The organism is Solibacillus sp. FSL W7-1472 (genome assembly GCF_037969775.1).
Classification (GTDB): domain Bacteria; phylum Bacillota; class Bacilli; order Bacillales_A; family Planococcaceae; genus Solibacillus; species Solibacillus silvestris.
In genome coordinates, this window is record NZ_CP150208.1 from 3,335,012 (window position 1) to 3,352,651 (window position 17,640).

18 protein-coding genes are annotated in these 17,640 nt (G+C 39.5%); 7 read left to right on the top strand and 11 right to left on the bottom strand.

Annotated elements, in window-relative coordinates:
- Positions 1-150 precede the first annotated feature (150 nt).
- The gene (locus MKY07_RS16665) at positions 151-1,413 is read left to right on the top strand and encodes a polysaccharide deacetylase family protein (protein WP_339263207.1); all 1,263 of its coding nucleotides are present in this window, start codon (positions 151-153) and stop codon (positions 1,411-1,413) included.
- Positions 1,414-1,451: 38 nt separating this feature from the next.
- On the opposite strand, the gene MKY07_RS16670 is transcribed toward MKY07_RS16665, so the two are convergent.
- The 6 genes from MKY07_RS16670 to MKY07_RS16695 all read right to left on the bottom strand — a co-directional run bounded on the left by MKY07_RS16670 (position 1,452) and on the right by MKY07_RS16695 (position 6,750).
- Positions 1,452-1,826, bottom strand: coding sequence for a DNA polymerase III subunit delta (locus tag MKY07_RS16670; protein ID WP_339263208.1), 375 nt, complete (start codon positions 1,824-1,826; stop codon positions 1,452-1,454).
- 324 nt (positions 1,827-2,150) lie between these two features.
- The gene (locus MKY07_RS16675) at positions 2,151-2,939 is read right to left on the bottom strand and encodes an HAD family hydrolase (protein ID WP_339263209.1); all 789 of its coding nucleotides are present in this window, start codon (positions 2,937-2,939) and stop codon (positions 2,151-2,153) included.
- 125 nt (positions 2,940-3,064) lie between these two features.
- Positions 3,065-3,310: a DUF3006 domain-containing protein gene (locus MKY07_RS16680; protein ID WP_008406484.1), complete on the bottom strand. Its 246-nt coding sequence runs from the start codon at positions 3,308-3,310 to the stop codon at positions 3,065-3,067.
- 259 nt (positions 3,311-3,569) lie between these two features.
- Positions 3,570-5,072 (bottom strand): coproporphyrinogen III oxidase, encoded by a 1,503-nt coding sequence (locus tag MKY07_RS16685; protein ID WP_014822733.1) that lies wholly within the window; start codon positions 5,070-5,072, stop codon positions 3,570-3,572.
- Positions 5,073-5,237: 165 nt separating this feature from the next.
- The gene (locus MKY07_RS16690) at positions 5,238-5,582 is read right to left on the bottom strand and encodes a YlbF family regulator (RefSeq protein WP_008406486.1); all 345 of its coding nucleotides are present in this window, start codon (positions 5,580-5,582) and stop codon (positions 5,238-5,240) included.
- Between the two features lie 22 nt (positions 5,583-5,604).
- A complete protein-coding gene (locus MKY07_RS16695) occupies positions 5,605-6,750 on the bottom strand; it encodes a DUF445 family protein (protein WP_339263210.1) in 1,146 nt (381 codons plus the stop codon).
- Between the two features lie 108 nt (positions 6,751-6,858).
- On the opposite strand from MKY07_RS16695, the gene MKY07_RS16700 reads away from it, so the two are divergent.
- Entirely contained in the window at positions 6,859-7,068 is a 210-nt protein-coding gene (locus MKY07_RS16700; RefSeq protein WP_008406488.1) for a YheE family protein, read from the top strand.
- Between the two features lie 438 nt (positions 7,069-7,506).
- Positions 7,507-8,817 carry a hemolysin family protein gene (locus MKY07_RS16705; RefSeq protein WP_173364530.1) on the top strand — a complete coding sequence of 437 codons (1,311 nt, stop codon included), beginning with the start codon at positions 7,507-7,509 and terminating at the stop codon, positions 8,815-8,817.
- Between the two features lie 75 nt (positions 8,818-8,892).
- Here the strand turns inward: MKY07_RS16705 and MKY07_RS16710 are convergent, their stop codons facing one another.
- The 3 genes from MKY07_RS16710 to MKY07_RS16720 all read right to left on the bottom strand — a co-directional run bounded on the left by MKY07_RS16710 (position 8,893) and on the right by MKY07_RS16720 (position 12,339).
- Positions 8,893-9,540, bottom strand: a complete 648-nt coding sequence (locus MKY07_RS16710; protein WP_008406490.1) for a response regulator transcription factor — start codon at positions 9,538-9,540, stop codon at positions 8,893-8,895.
- A 10-nt stretch (positions 9,541-9,550) separates the two neighbouring features.
- Positions 9,551-10,663: a GAF domain-containing sensor histidine kinase gene (locus tag MKY07_RS16715; RefSeq protein ID WP_008406491.1), complete on the bottom strand. Its 1,113-nt coding sequence runs from the start codon at positions 10,661-10,663 to the stop codon at positions 9,551-9,553.
- Between the two features lie 134 nt (positions 10,664-10,797).
- Complete coding sequence (locus tag MKY07_RS16720; RefSeq protein ID WP_008406492.1) at positions 10,798-12,339, bottom strand: bifunctional GNAT family N-acetyltransferase/carbon-nitrogen hydrolase family protein; 1,542 nt, start codon at positions 12,337-12,339, stop codon at positions 10,798-10,800.
- A gap of 153 nt (positions 12,340-12,492) precedes the next feature.
- On the opposite strand from MKY07_RS16720, the gene MKY07_RS16725 reads away from it, so the two are divergent.
- From MKY07_RS16725 to MKY07_RS16735, 3 genes are read left to right on the top strand one after another with little or no spacing between them, the layout of a single operon-like run.
- Positions 12,493-12,918 carry a disulfide oxidoreductase gene (locus MKY07_RS16725; RefSeq protein WP_339263211.1) on the top strand — a complete coding sequence of 142 codons (426 nt, stop codon included), beginning with the start codon at positions 12,493-12,495 and terminating at the stop codon, positions 12,916-12,918.
- A gap of 1 nt (position 12,919) precedes the next feature.
- Positions 12,920-13,387 (top strand): thioredoxin family protein, encoded by a 468-nt coding sequence (locus tag MKY07_RS16730; protein WP_008406494.1) that lies wholly within the window; start codon positions 12,920-12,922, stop codon positions 13,385-13,387.
- A gap of 56 nt (positions 13,388-13,443) precedes the next feature.
- Positions 13,444-14,277 (top strand): RluA family pseudouridine synthase, encoded by an 834-nt coding sequence (locus MKY07_RS16735; RefSeq protein ID WP_008406495.1) that lies wholly within the window; start codon positions 13,444-13,446, stop codon positions 14,275-14,277.
- Between the two features lie 40 nt (positions 14,278-14,317).
- Here the strand turns inward: MKY07_RS16735 and MKY07_RS16740 are convergent, their stop codons facing one another.
- A complete protein-coding gene (locus MKY07_RS16740; RefSeq protein ID WP_339263212.1) occupies positions 14,318-14,866 on the bottom strand; it encodes an acyl dehydratase in 549 nt (182 codons plus the stop codon).
- Positions 14,867-14,895: 29 nt separating this feature from the next.
- Complete coding sequence (locus tag MKY07_RS16745) at positions 14,896-15,726, bottom strand: aldo/keto reductase (RefSeq protein ID WP_339263213.1); 831 nt, start codon at positions 15,724-15,726, stop codon at positions 14,896-14,898.
- 189 nt (positions 15,727-15,915) lie between these two features.
- Here MKY07_RS16745 and MKY07_RS16750 point away from each other — a divergent pair, with 189 nt between their 5' ends.
- On the top strand, positions 15,916-17,529 hold the full coding sequence (locus tag MKY07_RS16750) for a long-chain fatty acid--CoA ligase (RefSeq protein ID WP_339263214.1): 1,614 nt from the start codon (positions 15,916-15,918) through the stop codon (positions 17,527-17,529).
- Positions 17,530-17,640 lie beyond the last annotated feature (111 nt).

Consider the following 17,640-nt stretch of genomic DNA (forward strand, 5'->3'; position numbering starts at 1 on the left):
CATAAGTTTAAAGGATGATTTTATCTCTTATTATTTGAAACTTCGATCGGATAAAATCTTACATAAAACTTGGCGAAAGTGAAGAATCCTACCCGATTCCCATCAACAGTTCACTCTATTCGCTCACTTTTAACTAAAAGGAGAGTTTAGTTGAGAAAAATACTTTATTTCATATTAATTGTTTTCTGTATCATTGGTGTTTCTCTAGTAAATAACGAGCGTGTTCATGCAGCAGCCCCTTCTGCCAAAATTAAAATTACAACAAAAGAGACCGAAGTGTTCGATGAGACGTTACAAAAAAAATTGATTATTTTGTCAAAAGCAACGCCCGTTATCGTACTTTCAGAAGCGGACGGATGGACTGAAATCCAATACAAAACGGTGATCGGCTATATTCCAAGTGAATATTTAAAGTCTGCATCCCCTCAATATATGCTCGTACAAGCGAAAGAAGAGCCACTTGTGCGTGTGACGAATAATCTACAGAGCGAAATTAAAGGAAAACTCCATTTAAATACAATTGTAGAGCTTTACGGGTCTGCAACAGCCGACTTTGTTTTCGTAAAATACGGAAAGCTTGCGGGCTTTGTAAATCAGCAGGCTCTTGTAAAACCTGTTTCAAAAGCAATGATAGTCAAAAGTTCAGCCGATTTAGTTGTAAGGGAAATCGCTAGTTCTTCGAGTCAGGAAATCGGTGTGTTACGTAAAAACAGCCCTGTTACAATGCTCACAAATTTAAAAGGCTGGGCATTTGTCACAACGGATAAATTATCAGGTTATGTGCTGACCAATGGACTGATTACACCGCCTGTCGAAAAAGAAAAACCGGTAAAACCAGTCACTCCTAAACCAGCAACCGATAAGAAAATCGCCTTAACCTTCGATGATGGACCCCATCCAAAAGTGACAAAACAAATTTTAAAAACATTAGAAAAATACGATGCAAAGGCAACATTTTTTGTTGTGGGGCAAGAGGTGAAGGAACATCCTGAAATTTTAAAAGCGGTCTATAACGCAGGCCATGAAATTGGCAATCATACATTTAATCATGAAAAACTGACAACATTGCAACCAGAGGATATGAAGCAGCAAATCCAGTCAACCGATGCAATTATTAAATCGACTATCGGTCAACGGGCAACCGTCTTCCGCCCGCCATATGGAAGCTATGACGAAACGATTACTGACCAATTAAATGTTCCGAATGTGCTGTGGACAATTGATACACTTGACTGGAAGCATCGTGACCCGAAAAAAACGGTACTTGCAGTAAAAGAAGGTGCAAAAAATGGCAGTATCGTATTAATGCATGATATTCACCAGACGACTGCCGATGCATTGGATGAGATTCTCGCTACACTCCAAAAACAAGGCTATGAATTTGTGACCGTCTCCGAACTGTTAGGGAAATAAATAAAAGGACCTGGTGAATGTTTCAACAGGTCCCTAACTTATTGATATTCTTTTAATTGTAAAAAGCTTAAGTGCTCATTTATTAGCATGGAGTCAGCTTCAAAAAGTGGCAATGTGACAAGTTCCGTGCTTTGCGCTACCCCTAATGCTGCAATCGCAACAAAAAATAAGACACCAACTGCAATAAATGCAGACAGTATACGGTGTATTCTTTGCATCTCAGGATTGGCCTGTTTTCTGTTTTTGCTGCGTACAAGGCTGAAAAATCGTTTTTTGTTTTCAGGTAAATGAAGCACATGTTCACATGCCAAACAAAGGTATGCTGTATGATGGTCAATCGTAACCCGATTGATCTGAACTAAGTTGTTTGTGCGGCCGCAGTTTTCACAGCGACAAGTATTATTATTTACCATAAAAAAACCTCTTTCATCCCTTTCATACACTTATTATAGCATGAATTTTTAGAAAATTCATTCATTTAATACAAAGAGGGTGGGACATAACCCAGAAATGCCATTTTTCTCTTAGAGAAAAATGGCATTTTTTTGCTGAGCGTAAAAATTGATTTCCATTCCGGGACGCTTTCCGCGGGCGTGGCCTGAGCCTGTAGTCTCAGGCGTCACGCTATTCCCGCAGGAGTCGCCCTCCATTCCAATCAATTTTATAAAATATCCGTTTCTTAATAAGGTTTTCTCCTTAGTTTATGAAATTTCTACTTCTGTCCCAGCCTCGCTAGTTTATAATGTTTTCACTAACTGTAAAAATTCTGTAAGCGAAGTTACTTCATATGTCGGGACAATATCCGGATTGTGCGGCTTACTTTCGCGGTTAATCCATACATTGCGCATACCGACACGCGACGAGCCTAAAATATCGGTCATTAAATTATCGCCGACCATTATCGCTTCATCTTTAGTAACCTGTGCTTTTTCCATTACAAATTCAAAAATAGAAGCATCCGGTTTCCCCTTACCAAAATCACCTGAAATAATGATATGGTCAAAATAAGGTACAATCTCCGGCGTAATCTCCAACTTTAAATTTTGTAAGCTCGGTGCACCGTTCGTTAATAAAACAAGCTCGTATTTCCCTTTTAATTCATCCAATACCGCAAATGTATCGTCATAGAAAAACGGTGCTTTTTTACGTTCCTCTACGAAACGCTCCCCTAGCTCTGCGCCTAATGCTGCATCTTCAATTCCGACTGCCGCTAAACCTTTTGTCCAAGCCTCAGTCCGATACGCAGGCACAATTTCTTTCATCTGCTGAAATTGTGGTGTCGGATCATCAAACGTCCCCCAAAGACCTTCAAATGGGTTAATGCCGATTAAGACTGTGTAGTCATATGTAGGGTAACTTTCATAAAGACTGCGTGCCGCTGATCTAACCGCCTCTTCCAATTGCTGAGAGTTGACGCTTGTCTTAGTCGCAGCATAGTCACATGTTTTTTCAAATGCCGTTTTTACCGAAAGTTGATCGAATAATAATGTATCATCCAAATCGAAAATAATTGTTTTGATAGCCATTGTTACGCTCCTAAAATTAATATATGTACCCATATATTTTACCATACTAAAGCGTAAAATTTCCGATACTTTTTTGACTTTTCAAACTTTTCGAGGTTAACTTCAATTTAGAATGAGAAGCACTTTTATTCTTTATTTCGTAATTGCTGCAACAGATTATTGACACGCTGTTTTTGGTTTGCCGTTTCTTCTCTCAATAATTCAATCTTATAGTCGAAACCATCGTCCTGAATACTTACAATATCGCCTTCTTTTAGCTCTGATGGAATTTCAGCATGATGGATCAGGAGCTGCTCCGTTTCGTTTGAGCGTTTTAAAAAAATCGCGTATTCCCCATCAAATCGGTCTAGCGTGTATTTATTGTAGTTCATTTACACCTTCCCCTTTCGCATTGACTAATTGACTGTGCATCTATTTCATATGTTACCCTATCTGCTTTGATCACAATCGTTCCCGCTTCGGCAGTACTAATATTTCACTATTTACATGTTGCCATATATCGATTACTTCCGCATGCGGGTGACCATACCTGTCCATTTAATCTGATATAAAAATCTTCTTCACAAAAAAGTCAAATAGCACATACCAATTGTTTGGCTGTGCTATTTGGTGATGTTTGAAGACTAACGATTAAGAATAAAGCTCATCTAAAATGGCGATTTTCTTGGCGATCGATTCTTCAAATGTCAGGATATATGCTGCTGGATCTTTCGGATTATGGAACTGTGTAATTTTGCCGGTCGTTGGATGTACGAACTTTGAAGAAGCCCCGCAGCCGATACCTAAAATTGTTTGCACTTCTTCCATAATGACAATATTGTAGATCGATTCTTCTTCCGGTTTACAATAGCCGACGTTTTCCAAGTTTCCTAAAATATTTTTCTGGCGGTACAAGTAATATGGAACATAGCCGTTTTCAGCTGTCCAGTCTGTTGCCATCTGCATCATTTTCCCTACTGTATCGCGGTCCGCTACTTTATATTTATCTTTGTTTCGCGTCATTTCTGATGCTCGCTTAAAGCTAAGTGTATGCACCGTTAAACTTTCAGGCTGCATTTTTGCCGATTCCGCTAATGAATGCTCGAATTCTTCGATACCTTCGTTGGGCAAGCCGATAATCAAATCCATATTGATATTATTCATACCGGAATTGCGTGATAGCCAAAACTTCTCGACCGTTTCTTCTACAGTATGGTGGCGTCCGATTGCTTTCAATGTTTCTTGTGTATAACTTTGCGGATTTACAGAAATGCGGTCAATGCCCCATTTTTTCAGCACTTCTATTTTTTCCGGTGTAATTGTATCCGGTCGCCCTGCTTCTACAGTAATTTCTCGAATGGACTCTGGATTCGGGAAAGCATCAAACATTGTTTTATATAATGCATCCATTTCATGTGCCTCGATTGAAGTCGGTGTTCCCCCGCCCCAGTAAATAGAAGTAATGCGCATATTCTTTTCCGTCAGCCATTTGCCCATTTCACGCAACTCGATATGCAGGCCATCGATAAATTTTTCTACACGACCCGCCTTACGATTTGACTGGATCGCATAGGCCGGGAATGTACAATAAGCACACATTGTCGGGCAAAACGGAACCCCAATATAAATAGAAATTTCTTTTCCAAGCTCGTCCAAATCCGGAATAACCGTAAGTTGGCGCTCAACAATTGCCTTCATCAATGCGATTTTCTGATCTGAAATACGGTAGTCCTCTTTCAGTACAGCGGCAATCTGCTCATCGTTCATACCTTCTTTACGATATTTATGATAAAGCTTAGTCGGACGTACTCCTGTTAAAATCCCCCACTGCTGAGTCATACCGGAATATTGTTCAAGTACATCAAGCATGACATGTGACAGTGCCCGCTTCATGCGGATGTTTTGCTCTTTTTCCGTTCCTTCTGTCGAATACTTAATCGAATAGTCGCTTGTATATTCCTGGCCCTCGACGATAAGCTTGGCAAATGTGGAAATCGTAAAATTTTCATCGATAGACTTGTTAAACTCAATCGACATATCCGAACCGTCCTGCTCGATTTGAATAACGGAATCCTCGTAAAATAAATTGGCTATATGATTAAGAACACGTGTCCAGTCTTCTTTGAATTGCTCATTAATATGAATCGTTTTCATGTTATTCTCTACCTTCTTATGATATTAAATAAAAAATCTATCTCATTGTAACAAATATTAAGGTAGAAGAAAAAAAACATGTTTATTGTTAGTAAATTTAATTGGGATATTGCCCTCATTATCCTCAAAATAAAAAGGAGCCACACATAGTGTGACCCCTGAATCTTATAGTCCGTCGTACATTGCTTGGATTGGCTGTGTGATAATACGGTTAATTTCTTGAATTACTGCACTTAAAGCCATCTCCGCTTCCAGCATACCAATAATTTTTGGATTTTGCTGAGCTAACTGTGCTGTTTTTTGTAAAAATACATACTCTTCTTCTGTAATTTCTTCACCAGCATTTTGTTTGTCCTGCATCTTTAATTGAACATCGCGGAAGTTTGTGAATAATACTTTAGCTTCCTCATCTGCACGTACAGTTTCCACTGCGTTCTTTAAATTTTGAAACTCATCAGTCTTGCGGAATGTTGCTTCAAGTTTATTAATATCTTCATAAATATTAATCATGTAATATTCCTACTTTCTCTTTTTAGTTCGTCATAAAGACGATTAACGCTTGAATGATCCCGACAAGACCACCAATAATGCCGCCCAGCCATGTGATTAATTTCAGCTCTTTACTAATAATACCTAGTACAAGCTCTTCTAATTTGGCGATAGGGAAAGAATCTACTTGCTCTCGAACGACTTCCGCTAAATTCAGTCGCTTCAGTACGTCTTCGATTTTTCCTTCTGCTGCAATAAATGTTTTATCCATCATTTTAGGGAGCAGATCATTTGTAGCCCAGTCTTTTCCTTGGGGCCAATAGTCATTAATCGTTTTATCCAGGCGTGCCTCCAATGCCAATGCATTTTTTGCATAGCTTTGGATACTCATTTCAATCGTATCAAAGTTTACATCATTCATAAAGTCCATTGCCGGGCGATTTTTAATTTTTTCCCATTCTGTTGTGAAAATCCGATTTAAAAGTGCAGCTGTTCCTGGAGCTTTTAAAAACTTTATAAGTTCACGCTGTACTTTATCAACGAGTGATGTGGAGTCTCCTAAAAACATCTGGATCATGCCGCCAAATGAACCTTTTGTCGATAAGAAGTCATCCAGCATATTTTTGATTGTCATCGTACCTTCCGGCGACAGAAAATAATCTTCACCCTTTTGCAAAATCTGTACGACTGCCTCATCGATTTTCTGGTCCAATACAGGCTCCAAATCATTCGGTAATAGTTCACGAATGGCTTTTGTAGATAACGTATTTTTTACTTTATGGAACTGCACGTGAATAAGTTCATCCACTTTCCCTTCGACTGTTTGCGGTAATTGTGTGAATCCTGCCAAACGAATCCAGTCATTAATCGTTTTTTCATTTGTAAATATTTCTTGCGTCACTTTATTTTGCGCAAAGGTTAATACATTTTCACGTATTTCCTTTGATAAAAATTTTTTCTTAATTGTTTCAGGTGTCAGTAAATATTCTGTAACGGTTTTCCCTAACTGAATAGCCAAATCCTCGCGGCGTTTTGGGATCAGACCCGGTGTTAATGGCAACTTCCATTTTTTAAAGTAGATTGGCTTATAAGGTCTAAACAGCATTTTGATTGCCATATAGTTCGTCGCTGCACCAACGACAGCCCCTACAACACCCAGCAGGAATATTAGCGAAATAAATTCTCCCATTTTGCTCACTCTTTCTTCATCATGTCTATGTTCTATTATTAATTTCAAAAAAGAAAAATTGCAACAATGTACTACTTTCTTGTACGATAAAAATGGGAGGGGAGTTTCATGATTCAACATTTTAGCTATAAGCCATTATTTGAAAACAGTCAAATTCCGGGGTGGTCCATCCGCTTTTTCTATGAACAGAAACGTTATGTAGCTGAATATTACAAAGACGGAAGCATCAAATTCTTTGGGGAAAGCCCTGCTGAAGAACAGAAAGAACAGCTTGAGAAAATGATTCACGAGTTAATGCTCTTTCACGTTTATGAATAAATAAAAAGAAATGGGAGCAATCGAATTTTTCGATGCTCCCATTTTTATGCGCGTTTCGAGTTAATCATAATTTAATAGCTGGCTGCAGGAAATTATTGCTGGCGTTTGCTAATTTTCCTGCCTATTAAATTATCATTATCTACCATTTCACAGTATCATAAATCTATTGTAATTTCAATTTTCTATCAATTTACGCTCATCTACTAATTATTTATTCCTTCAATATTAAAATTCAATTATCGAATGGCTATTCCAATTTCACTCCAATATTTTTTTCCTCAAATTTCAAATTGGAAAATTGTTTTTTTTACGCAAATATTTTATGATTGTAGTATTAAAATTTTTTTAGGAGGTGTACTCTTTATTTGCCACGCTCATTTGCGCCGCAGATAGGGAATATAGTTGGACGTAGACATAGGAATCGAACTAACCATTAGGTTGATAGCATTTGCTATCTTAATTGCCGCTACGGCATTTTTCGTTGCAACTGAGTTTGCAATAGTTAAAGTAAGAACGACAAAAATTGATCAGCTCGTTGCAGAAGGAAATAAATCTGCAATCCGGGCAAAAAAAGTAATTTCAAACCTTGATGAGTATTTATCTGCTTGTCAGCTCGGAATTACAATTACGGCATTAGGACTCGGATGGCTCGGAGAACCGACTTTCGAAATTATTCTTCATCCAATATTTGAGTTCTTTAACTTAAGCGGTAATGTCACAACTGTTCTTTCATTTATTGTTGCCTTCTCACTCGTAACGTTCATACACGTTGTCGTAGGGGAATTAGCACCAAAAACTCTCGCTATTCAGAAAGCAGAAGCCGTAACATTAAATCTATCTGGATTTTTAATTCTGTTCCATAACATCATGTACCCATTCATCCGTGCTTTAAACGGATCGGCACGTGGATTAACTGGGCTTTTCGGCTTAAAAATGATTTCTGAATCTGAAGAAGCACACTCTGAAGAAGAGCTTCGCATGATTTTATCAGACAGCTTTAAAGGTGGGGAAATTAACCACTCTGAATACGAATATGTTAATAGTATTTTTGAGTTTTCTGATCGAATAGCGAAGGAGATAATGGTACCTCGAACTGAAATTATCAGTATTGAAAGAGGTCAAACGATTCGCGAAGTATTTGAAGTAATGGGCATTGAACAATATACACGTTATCCGGTTACAGATGGTGACAAAGACCATGTCATCGGCCTTGTTAACATGAAGCATTTATTAACAGCTTATATTAAAGATGCTGCAAATGGCGATAAGCTTGTTGATGATTATATGCAACCGGTTATTCGAGTAATCGAAACAATTCCTGTCAGTGATTTATTATTAAAAATTCAAAATGAGCGTATTCATCTCGCAATTTTAATGGATGAATACGGCGGTACTTCCGGTTTAGTAACAATTGAAGATATTATCGAGGAAATTATCGGTGATATTCAAGATGAATTCGATGAAGATGAAATTCCGGAAATTCAGGAAATCGCTGAAGACCACTACATCTTTGACTCTAAAATGTTATTGCAGGAAATGAATGATATTTTAGGTACAACAATTGAAGATGAAGATATCGATACAATCGGCGGATGGTTCATGACTCAACGCTTTGATGTTCAAGAAGGCGATATAATTGAATCAGAAGGTTATCAGTTCAAAGTAACTGAACTGGACGGTCACCACATTTTGTATATTGAAGTAACAAAACTTCCACCGTCTGAAACGACAGACGAGGAAATTCTATAATTGATACAAAAAACCACACTTTTTCTCCAGTAGGGAAAGTGTGGTTTTTAATTCCGGTTATTTATTTACCCTTATTTAGCTTTCGTTCGTCTCAGTCAAATTATGCTTTACTGCATATAAAGCCGCCTGAGTACGGTCCTGTACATGAAGCTTCGCAAAAATATTCGATATATGGGTTTTAACCGTTTTTTCCGTTACATATAACGAAGAAGCGATCTCCCTGTTGCTCTTGCCCTTTGTCAGTTCAGCCAATACATCCTGTTCCCTAGGTGTCAGTGGATTTAAAATATGGGGCTTATTCTCATCTTCACGCAGCCCTTCTTCCAATTGCGAAGTCGCATCCGGATGGATCGTATTTTCACCGCGCATAATTTGCCGGATCGATTCAACTAGATCATCCGGTTCGATATCTTTTAGCTGGTAGCCTGAAGCCCCTGCATCAATTGCCGGCAGCACATGGTCTTTATCCGAAAAACTTGTCAGCATCAGTACTTTAATATGCGGCCAATTCTTTTTTATTTTTTTAGTTGCCTGGATGCCGTCCATCTCAGGCATGACGAGGTCCATTAAAACAATATCGGGAGAAAGTTGTTCAACAAGCTCTACTGCCTCTAATCCGTTTTTCGCTTCCCCTACAACTTCGATATCTTTTTGGGTTTTTAAAAAGAATAATAACCCTCGTCTTACTACATGATGGTCATCTGCTATTAGTACCCGTATCATCAAATCCCCCCTAGTATGGTAAACGGACAAGTAATTCTGTTCCTTTTCCTATTTTACTTACCCAATCCGCGGTTCCTCCAACTGCATGTGCCCGGTCAATAATTGATTGCATGCCAATTGATGGTATGCGGCGATGTGCCTCCACATTAAAACCATGGCCTGCATCGTTTACAACGAGTAATACATCGGTAGCGGTCACATTTATATATATTTCCACATTCTTTACACCTGCATGTTTCCGTACATTATTCAATGCTTCTTGAGTAATCCGGAAAAGCGTTTCCTCTACTCTTGACGGGAATTGAATGACCCCCGAAACATTGACCGTTAATTTCAGGTTCAGCATTTCTGCATACACTTTAATCGCTTCGATCAGTCCGCTTTCCAACCCTTTTGGACGGAGCTGCCAAATGAGTGCACGCATTTCCGTCAAAGCTTCCTGTGTAAGCTCTTGAATATCTTTAAACGTTTCTTTAATATCCTGCTCATCACTCATCTCAACTCCTGCACGGGCTGTCAGTGTTACCGAAAAGAGCAGCTGGTTGACAGAGTCATGCAAATCACGTGCTAACCGGTTACGTTCCTGAACAAGTGCAATTTCCTGCTGTTCATTTGTCAGGTAAATACGTTTAATCGCAGAACCCATCTGAAAGGCAACCGATTCAAGTAAATCTAGCTCCTCATCAGAAAAGCGCACCGTATTTCTTGAAGCGACATTGAGCAACCCGAAGCGTTCCTGACCTGATTGCAATGGTACAGTCGCATGATGGGTAATTTCGTTATGATCACCTACATTTGCTGCGATGGCACTTTCGATGCGCTGACATTCAATAATATTGGAAGCTTTTTTTAACTCTTCATTGCGGAACCGTGATACACACCAGCATCCGCCCTTCTTTAAATAGTGGCACTCGTTATAGTTCAGCGCATCCGGCAGATCCTGCTTCACGACAAGCTCCGATTTCCCTTTTTCATCGATAAAGAAAATCCAGCCCGTTTCGAATTTTGTCCCGCTTAAAAATTTCGACAGCGCACCCTTTAGCATCGGAATCATCTCTGTTTCCTCGTTTAACAGCTCAGCAATTTCTTTTAAAATGGCAATATTAGATTGGTCTTTTGTCATACTGGCTCTTCCTTTGCTACTTCACTTTTCTCTATCATACCATTTCAATTAAATTGTACGCACCGCTATCCCTCTCATACTTTTGAATGAAAAAAATTCTGCTATCGTTTACAATAGCAGAATTTCCCTTTACGTTATTTTAAATATTCCACGCGGTATACGTCATGGCGTCTGTCTTTAAGATGCTTAACAGTACCGTCTTGGCGTTGTCGGCGCAATATTTCAAGATCGACATCCCCGATCAGTACCATTTCCAAGTTTGGACTCGTCTCTCCGACGATCCCATCACGTGCAAATTCAAAATCGCTCGGTGCAAAAATCGCCGATTGTGCGTATTGGATATCCATGTTTTCCGTTTCAGGCAAGTTGCCCACAGTTCCGGAAATAACCGTGTAGATCTGGTTTTCGATCGCACGTGCCTGTGCACAATAGCGCACGCGTAAATAGCCATGACGATCTTCTGTACAAAACGGTGTGAAAATAATATTCGCGCCCATATCTGTTGCAATACGCGCAAGTTCCGGAAACTCGATATCATAGCAAATCTGAATGGCAATCTTGCCGCAGTCGGTATCAAATACACGGACCTTATCGCCGTTACTGATTCCCCACCACTTACGTTCATTTGGTGTAATGTGAATTTTATATTGTTTTTCAATCGTTCCGTCACGTCTGAATAAATAGGCGATATTGTAAATCTCCTCATCTTCTTCCTCAACGAAATGCGAACCACCGATAATGTTCACATTGTAGCGGACCGCCAGACTTGTAAACAGTTCGATATATTCAGGTGTATATTTCGTCAATTTACGAACAGCCTGAGACGGTGATTTATCATTTAAGAAACTCATGAGCTGTGTCGTAAAAATTTCCGGAAAGACAACAAAATCCGAGCCTGCATCAGACCCGACATCAACAAAGTATTCACACTGCTTCGCAAAGTCCTCAAAGGAATCAATCGCGCGCATCATATATTGAACAACACAAATACGCACTGGATAACTTGTCTTGAAATGACGCTTGGACAGCGGTCGGTAATCGACGTTGTTCCATTCCATTAATGTCGCATACTTGCCTGAAGCTGTATCATCCGGTAAATAGTTTGGATTAATACGCATTAAAATAAAGCCGTTCATCATTTGGAATGTCAGCACCGGGTCATATATTTTATGGCGACTTACCGCATCCACATAATCACGTGGACTCATCTCATCCGAATGGACATGATAGTTTGGAATACGGCCGCCAATAATGATAGATTTCAAATTAAGTGTTCGCGCCAGATCTTTCCGCGCCTCGTATAGTCTTTGACCGACCTTCATACGGCGGTATTCCGGGTGTACCATTACTTCAATACCATACAAATTATAGCCATCCGGATTGTGATTAGTAATAAAACCATTGTCGGTAATATCATTCCATGTATGACGATCATCGTATTCATCGAAGTTAATGCGCAGGCTCGAGCAGGAACCAATTACCTTCCCATCAAGCTCGGCTACCATTTGTCCTTCAGGGAAAATCGTTAAATGGCTGTATAAATGCGCTCGTTCCCACGGCTCCATACCCGGAAAACATATACGCTGTATCTCTAGTATCGAGTCAATATCCTCTGTAGTCATATTTCTTATTATCATAGGTTTTTCAAATTTGGACATATCTAATGAATCTGTCATGCAAAACTCCCCCTCCATATATAGACTTTCCTTTTAATAGCGATCAATAAACGTAGTAATTTACTTTTTCTCGAATTCAAACTATAATCAATGAGAATAAATATGAAAAACTTCTGCTGATAGAAGTTAAATTTTGAATATCGAGGTAGCACTATGTCCAAAAAACTTGAAAATGCCTTGCTCATTATTTGGGTTATATCGTTGACAGCAACGCTCGGATCATTGTATTTTTCTGAAATACGAGGATACGAACCATGTACATTATGCTGGTACCAGCGCATTTTAATGTACCCTATTGTGCTGATTTCAACGATTGCCTACATCCAGAAAAATGCGAAAATTGCATTAACAACAGCCGTTTTTTCTACAATTGGCGCGGCAACATCTTTATACCATTATAGTCTACAGAAGTTAGTTTTTATGCAAGATGCAGCACCTGCTTGTGGTCGTGTAGCATGTACAGGTCAGTATATTAACTGGCTGGGCTTCATTACGATCCCATTTTTGGCGCTTACTGCCTTTATTATTATTGCGGCAGTTAGTTTTTATATGTTAAAAGTTTTAAAGGGGGAGAAATAATTTGAAGAAGTTAGCGATTGTCGGTGCAGTAATTGTGTTATTATTCGCAGCAATTATCGTCCTGACAAACATGAAGAACAATGAAAAACTAGAAAACAATCCGTACGGTACAGACAACTTAAAACAATCAACAATCGACTTATTGGACGATGAAAACTATCAAAATATCATTTTACCAGATGCATTGGCAGAAAAAATCGAGTCAGGTGAAGGCGTTGTCGGCTATTTCTTCAGTCCAGAATGTTCTCACTGCCAAAACTACACTCCAAAACTTATGCCGATTGCCGACGAACTTGATGTTCAAGTCGATCAATTAAACATTCTTGAGTTTGATGAATGGAATACTTATAATATTACATCAACACCAACACTTATCTACTTCGAAGACGGCAAAGAGGTTGCCCGTCTGGAAGGTGACGCACCAGATGAAACAACGCGTCAATTCTTTAACGATGTTGTGTTAAAATAAGACTATATTTAAATCGTGTTCTTTACGAGCACGATTTTTCATTTGGAGGAAAATTAATGTTCACATATATCATTCACGAAAACGGACAAACCGTAGAAGACCTGCTGCGCGATAAATGGCGGTTAGGCAAAAAGCTAGTTCACGAATTACGTATGGCTAAAGCAGTAACAATTGATGGAGAGCCCATTATGTGGAAGGAGCCGTTTGAAAAAGGGACAAAAATCGAATTTGCATTTGATATTCCCGCTTCGAACTATACTCCAACGGACAGCTGCGATGTAAAAATCCGCTATGAAGACGAGCACTGCCTTATTGTTTCAAAGCCTAAAGGAATGGCGACACATCCAAACGAGCCAACTGACAACGACACATGCATGAATCATGTCATGCGTTATATTATGGATAACGGCGGGCATTACGCGGAGCATGTTCACCGTTTAGATCAAGGAACAAACGGCTTACTGCTTGTCGCAAAGCATCCGGTTGCAAAGTCTATTTTCGACCGTATGATCGAAGAAAAAACAATCGTGCGTACGTATGCCGCAGAAGTTCAGGGCAACCTTCGTACAGACAGCGGTACGATCAACGCTGGTATTGGTAAAGACCGCCATCATAATACTCGCCGTGTCGTATCACCTACCGGCCAGCATGCAGTGACACATTACGAGGTAGTGAATCGCTATAAAGGTACTTGTGTTGTCCATGTTGTTCTTGAGACAGGACGTACACACCAGATTCGTGTGCATATGGCGCATCTGGGCCACCCGATTGTTGGCGATACAATGTACGGTGCACGTGAAACCGCGTCAGGTGATTATGCATTGCACGCCATTCAGCTAGCATTTATGCACCCGTTTTTAGACGAGCAGATCATCGTGAAAGATAACTAAAAAAGAGGCGTTCGTAATTAAAATACGGACGCCCTTTTTCCTATCTTTTTTCACGCTCAATATAAGTTACTTCATTCGCTCTTGAAAATTGATAAATCAAGCTTTTACCGGTTGAGTGCAATTCTTTTTCTTTAATGACAAACTGATCCCCTGTTTTTGTTGTAAATGTGATATCTCCCTTGTTACTGCCTACGACATATTCATAAACAACTTCATCGAAATCTTCCCACCGATATTGTTGTTCCTCAAATAAATGATGTCGCTCCAATTGTTCCTGGCTAATCAACAAATAATTTTGAGTCGATAAGTAACCAATGCCAACACTCAATATAAAGAGTAATAAGCCAATCAAATAAACCTTTATATTACGCCTGTACGCTAAAATCCACAGCATCACTATCGCAAAAAGACACGCCACCAGAACTAGTCTTAAATTAATTGGATTCGGAATAAACGTAGCGGCTGTGTTATTATACTGAAAAAACTCCATCTGAAAAATCGGATGGAAAATCATAATAAAAGGTGCAACAACTACAATCGTTACTGCAGCCATCGAGAAAAACAAACTCGGTGAAAAGTTTTTAAACACAGTTTCACTCCCCCTAAGTAAAAACGATGTTAGAAATCAAACTTGAAATTATCAGGATTTTGTCCAAAACGTTCATTACGGTTCAATGCATTTAACTGCTGCATCGTTTCATTCGTTAATTCGAAATGATATAGTTCACTATTTTCTTTTATGCGTGAAGCTGTAACAGATTTCGGAATGATGATGACATCGTTTTGCAAATGCCAACGTAAGATGATTTGAGCTGGTGATACATTATATTCATCTGCAATACGAATAATCGTTTCATCGTTTAAAACTTTTCCGCGTCCAAGCGGTGACCATGCTGTTACCGCAATTTGCTGCTGTTCACAAAATGCACGTAGTGGTTCTTGGGTTAAATACGGGTGGGCTTCGATTTGGTTAACCATTGGCTCGACGTTGCAAGTTGCCAAAATTGTCTTTAAATGATGTTCATGATGGTTTGATACTCCCGTTACACGGATGAGTTTTTCATCATATAAGCGTTCAATTGCACGGTACGTATCTACATATTTATGTTCGACCGGCCAATGTGTTAAATAAAGATCCACATAATCCATATCAAGCTTTTTTAATGATGTTTCGAATGCACGTAAAGTATTGTCATAGCCTTGGTCGCTATTCCAAACTTTTGTTGTAACAAAGAGATCCTCGCGTGGTACAGAAGAATGGCGAATGGCTTCCCCTACTTCTTCTTCATTGTAATAAAGCGCTGCCGTGTCGATTGCACGGTAACCTAGATCAAGCGCTGCTTCAATCGCCTCAAGTGTTTCATCACGGTCTGTCATTTTATAAACGCCTAATCCTAAATAAGGCATTTCTGCGCCATTGGCTAATTTTTTCGTTGAGTGTAAATTCATTTTGTTCACCTCTTAGATTTGATTGTACTTATTATAACATTCTAATTATTTGCCGTTTATTAATCGCTATCAATTATTAATGCTTACTGGCCAGTAAACTTATTATCTACTATATTCCCATTACCAGAATAATCTTCCAGATACAGGAGTATATATTATAATATATTCTCTTGGAGGAGCTGAAAAACTATGATGGATACACAACTAGTTTTGACAAAATTTTTGAAGCGTGCACAACGGTATTTCCCGAACAAACAAATTATCTCACGTACAAGCCCCACTAAGACACATCGTATTACATTCAATGACTATGTAAAAAGAACACATCGATTAGCGGATGCCCTAACAAAACTTGGGATGAAGCGCGGCACAAAAGTCGGTACATTTGCCTGGAATCATCATCGTCATCTCGAAGCGTATTTTGCGATTCCGAGCAGTGGTGCAGTTTTACACACGATTAACATCCGACTTGCCCCAGAACATATTGTTTATATTATTAATCATGCCGAAGATGAAATTTTATTGATTGATAGCGACTTATTCCCATTAGTCGAGCCTGCACTAGACCACTTAAAAACGGTCAAGCATATTATTGTCATGGGTGATGAATTGAGCGCTCCTCAATCCAGTTTTCCGAATGTATATAGCTACGAACAGCTTCTTCAGGAAGCGGATGAAAATTTCGAGTTTCCGACAGATCTGGCTGAAAATTTGCCGGCTGGGATGTGCTACACTTCAGCAACGACGGGTATGCCAAAAGGTGTCGTTTATACACATCGAAGCATCGTACTGCATAGCTTGGCACTGGGTCTTGCTGAATCCTTTGCCATTAAAGAAAGCGACACTGCCCTGCCGATTGTACCGATGTTCCATGCAAATGCATGGGGCTTCCCGTTTGCTGCATTGAATTTCGGCTCAAATATTATTTTACCGGGACCGATGATGACACCTGGCTTAGTTTTGGATCTGATTGAACAAGAGAAAGTAACGATTACAGCTGGAGTTCCAACGATTTGGCTTGGTGCACTTTCTGAACAGGAAAAACAGCCACGAGATCTCTCTTCTGTCCGTTTAATCATTTCTGGTGGTTCCGCTTCCCCGAAAGGTTTAATTCAAGCTTACAATGAAAAACTCGGTGTTCCGTATATCAACGCTTACGGTATGACGGAAACTTCACCGCTTGTAAGTATGTCGCATCTTATAAGTGAGATGAACGACTATACAGATGATGAACAGTTAAACATTCGTGTATCCCAAGGATTGACGGTTTCGCTAATTGAAACAGAGGTCGTGAACGAAAACGGTCCGGTTCCATGGGATGGCAAAACAATGGGTGAACTACGTGTCCGCGGTCCATGGATTGCCTCAGAATATTATAATGATGAGCGGACAAAAGAAGCATTCCGAGATGGCTGGCTTTATACAGGTGACATTGCGGTATATACAAAAGAAGGCTATATCAAAATTACCGACCGCACAAAGGACCTTATTAAATCGGGCGGTGAATGGATTTCGTCCGTTGATCTTGAAAATGCCCTCATGTCACATCCTGCTGTATTCGAAGCAGCCGTAATTGCGGTCCCCCATCCAAAGTGGCAGGAGCGCCCATTGGCATGTGTCGTTTTAAAAGAAGGTGCAACGGCATCTAAAGAGGAGCTCATCGAGTCAATTGAACTGGAGTTTGCAAAGTGGTGGCTTCCGGATGATGTTGTATTTTTAAACGAAATCCCAAAAACTTCTGTCGGCAAATTTCTAAAAGCAACGTTGCGAGAACAATTAAAAGACTACGAGGTTCAAATTTAACTTAAAAAGTAAAAAAACTTAGTAAGAAACGGATATTTTATAAAATTGATTGAAATGAAGGGCGAGTGTTCGTGCTGACGGTTTCACCTTTCGCACTGTGAAAACATTAGC

Excerpts from the sequence above, each read along its gene's own strand:
- MKY07_RS16670 (WP_339263208.1), bottom strand. The coding sequence starts at position 1,826 with ATGGTAAATAATAATACTTGTCGCTGTGAAAACTGCGGCCGCACAAAC.
- MKY07_RS16675 (WP_339263209.1), bottom strand. The coding sequence starts at position 2,939 with ATGGCTATCAAAACAATTATTTTCGATTTGGATGATACATTATTATTC.
- MKY07_RS16680 (WP_008406484.1), bottom strand. The coding sequence starts at position 3,310 with ATGAACTACAATAAATACACGCTAGACCGATTTGATGGGGAATACGCG.
- MKY07_RS16685 (WP_014822733.1), bottom strand. The coding sequence starts at position 5,072 with ATGAAAACGATTCATATTAATGAGCAATTCAAAGAAGACTGGACACGT.
- MKY07_RS16690 (WP_008406486.1), bottom strand. The coding sequence starts at position 5,582 with ATGATTAATATTTATGAAGATATTAATAAACTTGAAGCAACATTCCGC.
- MKY07_RS16695 (WP_339263210.1), bottom strand. The coding sequence starts at position 6,750 with ATGGGAGAATTTATTTCGCTAATATTCCTGCTGGGTGTTGTAGGGGCT.
- MKY07_RS16700 (WP_008406488.1), top strand. The coding sequence starts at position 6,859 with ATGATTCAACATTTTAGCTATAAGCCATTATTTGAAAACAGTCAAATT.
- MKY07_RS16710 (WP_008406490.1), bottom strand. The coding sequence starts at position 9,540 with ATGATACGGGTACTAATAGCAGATGACCATCATGTAGTAAGACGAGGG.
- MKY07_RS16715 (WP_008406491.1), bottom strand. The coding sequence starts at position 10,663 with ATGACAAAAGACCAATCTAATATTGCCATTTTAAAAGAAATTGCTGAG.
- MKY07_RS16720 (WP_008406492.1), bottom strand. The coding sequence starts at position 12,339 with ATGACAGATTCATTAGATATGTCCAAATTTGAAAAACCTATGATAATA.
- MKY07_RS16725 (WP_339263211.1), top strand. The coding sequence starts at position 12,493 with ATGTCCAAAAAACTTGAAAATGCCTTGCTCATTATTTGGGTTATATCG.
- MKY07_RS16735 (WP_008406495.1), top strand. The coding sequence starts at position 13,444 with ATGTTCACATATATCATTCACGAAAACGGACAAACCGTAGAAGACCTG.
- MKY07_RS16745 (WP_339263213.1), bottom strand. The coding sequence starts at position 15,726 with ATGAATTTACACTCAACGAAAAAATTAGCCAATGGCGCAGAAATGCCT.
- MKY07_RS16750 (WP_339263214.1), top strand. The coding sequence starts at position 15,916 with ATGATGGATACACAACTAGTTTTGACAAAATTTTTGAAGCGTGCACAA.